The organism is Boseongicola sp. (assembly GCF_057460485.1).
The window spans coordinates 1-4447 of the sequence record NZ_JBVCWP010000298.1; the positions used below are offsets into that span (position 1 = coordinate 1).

A 4447-nucleotide genomic window follows, 5' to 3' on the forward strand; every position below is an offset into this window, starting at 1 on the left:
GCCGTTGCTACAAGGCGGCAAGCTTTTCAATGCCTATCACGTCCTCAAAGAAGGACGGTTGGTGCGGCAAGTTCTCAAGCACCACCTTCCCAATGAAACCGTCTTTGACGAGGTTCGCCTGTTCGAACCCGGTCCGATTGCCGGGCCTTATGACCTTGGAGTTTTGCGCGTTGGCACCCCTATTTGCGAAGATGCATGGCATGAAGACGTGCCCGAAGCATTGGGCGAAAGTGGCGCCGAAGTTCTCCTCGTTCCCAACGGGTCCCCCTACTATCGAAACAAGTACGAAACGCGGTTAAACCAAATGGTGTCACGCGTGGTCGAAACCGGCCTGCCGTTAATCTATCTTAATATGGTTGGCGGGCAGGACGATCAGGTTTTTGATGGTGGAACCTTCGTCCTAAATCCGGGCGGCGAGCTTGCCATGCGTTTGCCGGTTTTTGACGAAGCGATCGCCCACGTTGACTTTGAAGAAACAGATGCTGGATGGCGTGCCGTCCCCGGTGAAATAGCGGCGTTCCCGAATGAATGGGAACAAGACTATCGCGTCATGGTCGAGTCTTTGCGCGATTATTTCCGCAAAACAGGTTTCAAAAAAACGCTACTTGGGCTCTCTGGCGGCATCGACTCGGCCATAGTGGCGACCATTGCGGCTGACGCGTTGGGTCCAGAAAACGTGCGCTGCGTCATGCTTCCTTCCAAGTTTACGTCGCAGGTGTCTCTGGACGACGCGGGCGAAGTCGCGCGCAATCTCGGCGCACGACTTGATACTGTCTCTATTAAGGGCCCTGTTACAGCCGTTAACGATACACTCGGAGATATTTTTGTGGGCACGGAACCGGGCCTGACCGAGGAAAACATTCAGTCGCGCCTGCGCGGCGTGATCCTAATGGCGATCTCAAATAAGTACGGCGAGATGCTGCTGACCACCGGCAATAAATCGGAAGTCGCGGTTGGATATTCGACGATCTACGGCGACATGGCCGGCGGTTACAATCCGATCAAGGATCTCTACAAAATGCGCGTCTTTGTCACGTGTAGGTGGCGCAACGCCAACCATCGTGACTGGATGATGGGTCCGCCGGGCGAGGTTATTCCTCCCCGCGTCATCGACAAACCACCGACGGCTGAATTGCGCGAAGATCAAAAAGATAGTGACAGCCTGCCGCCCTACGACGAGCTGGATGTCATCTTGGAAGAGCTGATCGACAACGAAACATCAGTGGCGGATATCGTGGCCAAAGGATTTGATCGCACGACCGTCAAGAAAATCGAACATCTGGTTTATCTGGCCGAATACAAGCGGTATCAGTCGGCTCCTGGCGCGCGTCTTACGACGCGGTCGTTCTGGCTTGATCGGCGCTATCCGATTGTTAATCGCTGGCGGGATCCAAGCTAATCCAGGGTGTTTATAGCTGTGAATATTGCAGAAGATTTCGTTCCCGAAGTCCTGCCTCGGCGACCCCCTGCACCGACGGCATACCGACGTTGTGGCGACGTGGTGATTTGGCCGAGGAAACCGGCGTTAATTGTTTAGCGCAGCCTGCTAAAGCCTGGTAACGGAGCAATCTTTCAAAAGGCGCTCGGTAATCTCACGGTCACACAAACGCGTGGCCTGGGTCATGACCGCAGCACTGGCCGCCGCCACCCCCCACCGCAGACATTCCTCGACCGGCTCATCGCCAGCAAGCGCCAATGTGAAGGCCCCGACAAAGCTGTCTCCGGCACCCACTGTCGAGACCACCGAGACAGGCGGACCAACAGAATGCCAATTGCCCTGTTCGCTTGCCAGAACCGATCCATCCGCCCCGCGAGCAACGATAATTATTCGTGCAACGCCGGCTTGAACAAGGGATTGCGCAAACTCTGCGGTGTCCTCGCGCGTTGGCAATGGGCGCCCTGCAAGCTCTTCGCCTTCCGGGCCGTCCATCCGCAAAACGTGCAGTGCTTCACGTGGTTTTTCGACAAGATGAAACAGTGCTGGACCCGACGTATCAACAATCAAATGCGCTTCGCTGCCCTTCACGTGGCTTGCCAAGATCGACGGGAAATCCTTTGCAACTCCGGGCGGTTGGCTGCCTGACAGGACCACCAAAGTATCCGCGCCTGTCGCCTGATCGACCGAGTTCAATGCGCGCGGCACGTCGCTATCGCGCCAAGCCGGGCCGGGCATCACAAAGCGATACTGCTCGCCGGTTCCCTGATCTATCACGCTCAACGATTGCCGGGTTTCGCCGGGACCCTGGAACGCCACCGTGGGCACGCCTTCAAGCGCCAAAAGCTGCAAAAGGTGAGCGCCTGTCGCGCCTCCAATAGCAACCAGCGCAGTCGCCTGACCTTTCAATAACTTGACCGCACGCGCGACGTTAATGCCGCCGCCTCCCGGATCGATCTGCGGGTCGGTGCACCGTAACTTCGGCCCCGGCTCGATGCGCGGTGACGTGGTGCAGAAGTCTACGGTCGGGTTAAGTGTTATCGTCAGAATGTGCGATTTCATGTGCGGGGCCCCTAGCGGTCTTTTCGACGATTGTTCATGCCGCGTTAGCGCAATCATCGCAAGTCGAAAACATCCATCAACCTCCGAGCGGCCGGTTGAGGATCGTTACGGAATACTAAGCTATGTTGGCAATATGTCGGTGAACCGGGATTTCCTTAAGTCCACCACTCGTCAATAGATGCGATGTCGTCATCCGACCATCCAAAGTGGTGGGCAAGCTCGTGGATGTAAATATGTGCCACCAAGGCGGTTAAAGACACGTCGCCGCGCTCGATCCATTCGTCCAAAATTGGTCGGCGAAACAGCCAGATCGCGTCAGGGTGTGACGGTTGGTCAAAAACTGATTTCTCCGTCAGTGGAATGCCATCGTAAAGCCCGGTCAACGAAAAGGGGTCGTCAATTCCAAGACCCTTGAGTACTTCCTGTGTCGCAAAATCTTCAACCCGCAAAGCAACTCGCGCCGCCTCGGCCTTGAAGGCGTCGGGCAAAGCCTCGATTGCAGCGAGCGCCAATGCTTCGACTTCCGGGGCATTTGGTGGCGTGTCTTTTGCATCGCTCATGCCTTCCATATGGACAAAAGTGCTGCTGTATGAAAGAGCGTCGCCGGATCAGGAGACACCTATGACCGTTACCCGCTTCGCCCCATCACCGACCGGCTACCTGCACGTTGGCAATCTGCGTTCCGCGTTGTTCAATTGGTTAATCGCGCGCAAAGCGGGGGGGACGTTTATTCTGCGTTTGGATGACACCGACCCTGAGCGCTCGAAAGAAGAATACGTCGACGGGATACGCGAAGATCTTGAATGGCTTGGACTGACGTGGGACCGCGAGGAACGCCAATCTGCACGGCTGGACCGTTACGCCGATGCTGCCGACCAACTTCGCGAGATGGGGCGGTTTTACGAGGCATGGGAAACGCCGACTGAACTTGATCTGAAGCGCAAGAAATTGCTGAATATGGGCCGCCCTCCTGTCTACGATCGTGCAGCACTTGCTCTTTCTGACGACGAAAAAGCTGCGCTGAGAAGGAGCCGCGGAACAGGCGTCTGGCGTTTCAAGCTCGATCAGGAACGTATCGAGTGGACCGATGGAATTTTAGGCGATGTTTCGATTGATGCGGCCTCCGTCAGCGATCCTGTCTTGATCCGGCAGGACGGGCAAGTGTTGTACACGCTGGCTTCGGTAGTAGATGACACTGACATGGGCGTAACGGATGTTGTGCGTGGCGCTGATCATGTGACGAACACGGCCACTCAGGTTCAGATGATCCGCGCACTTGGTGGTCATGTCCCTGATTTTGCGCACCATTCTTTGCTGACTGGTCCCACGGGGGAAGCGCTTTCCAAACGCCTTGGGACGCTTGCATTGCGTGACCTTAGGGCGCGTGGCATCGAGCCGATGGCTATTCTCAGTCTTATGGCGCGTATTGGGTCGGCCGATCCGGTTGAGCTGCGCGGCAGCCATGATGAGTTGATTGAAGGTTTCGACATCAGCCGTTTCGGCTCGGCGCCTACGAAGTTTGACGTCGAGGATCTTGTTCCGATCACCGCAAGTGTGGTCCACGGCCTTGACGCATTAGATGTCGATGAAGCGTTGTCTAGGGCGGGCGTTCCAGACAGACTACGCAAGCCTTATTGGTCGGTCGTGCGCGGCAATACAGCCACGCGCGCAGAGGCCGGGGCGTGGTGGCCAGTTTTTTCGGGCCACGCCACACCAGAGATTGCAGAAGAAGACCGTGAGTTTGTCGTTAAGGCGTTCGAAATGCTGGGCGATCCCCCTTATGCCGACGATGCCTGGAGTGATTGGACCAATGCTGTGAAGGCCGAGACTGGCCGCAAAGGGCGCGGACTGTTCATGCCATTGCGTCTCGCTGTCACGGGACAGGCACGGGGGCCAGAGATGGCAGACGTGATGCCGCTTTTGCAAAAGAAGCCAAGCTTTGATTAAGCA

General features: G+C 56.5%; 4 protein-coding genes. 2 read left to right on the forward strand and 2 right to left on the reverse strand.

Annotated features, from left to right (window positions below):
- The coding region (locus tag AC221Y_RS20685; RefSeq protein ID WP_486708260.1) for an NAD+ synthase at positions 1-1399 on the forward strand (1399 nt) is incomplete at its 5' end.
- Between the two features lie 147 nt (positions 1400-1546).
- On the opposite strand, the gene AC221Y_RS20690 is transcribed toward AC221Y_RS20685, so the two are convergent.
- Positions 1547-2497: a 1-phosphofructokinase family hexose kinase gene (locus AC221Y_RS20690; protein WP_299756805.1), complete on the reverse strand. Its 951-nt coding sequence runs from the start codon at positions 2495-2497 to the stop codon at positions 1547-1549.
- A gap of 155 nt (positions 2498-2652) precedes the next feature.
- A complete protein-coding gene (locus AC221Y_RS20695; RefSeq protein ID WP_486708261.1) occupies positions 2653-3057 on the reverse strand; it encodes a metallopeptidase family protein in 405 nt (134 codons plus the stop codon).
- Between the two features lie 61 nt (positions 3058-3118).
- On the opposite strand from AC221Y_RS20695, the gene gltX reads away from it, so the two are divergent.
- Positions 3119-4444 (forward strand): glutamate--tRNA ligase, encoded by a 1326-nt coding sequence (gene gltX, locus AC221Y_RS20700; RefSeq protein WP_486708262.1) that lies wholly within the window; start codon positions 3119-3121, stop codon positions 4442-4444.
- The last annotated feature ends 3 nt before the right edge of the window (positions 4445-4447 follow it).

Bases quoted from the DNA above. Each gene is read 5' to 3' on its own strand.
- AC221Y_RS20690 (WP_299756805.1), bottom strand. From the start codon at position 2,497: ATGAAATCGCACATTCTGACGATAACACTTAACCCGACCGTAGACTTC.
- AC221Y_RS20695 (WP_486708261.1), bottom strand. From the start codon at position 3,057: ATGAGCGATGCAAAAGACACGCCACCAAATGCCCCGGAAGTCGAAGCA.
- gltX (WP_486708262.1), top strand. From the start codon at position 3,119: ATGACCGTTACCCGCTTCGCCCCATCACCGACCGGCTACCTGCACGTT.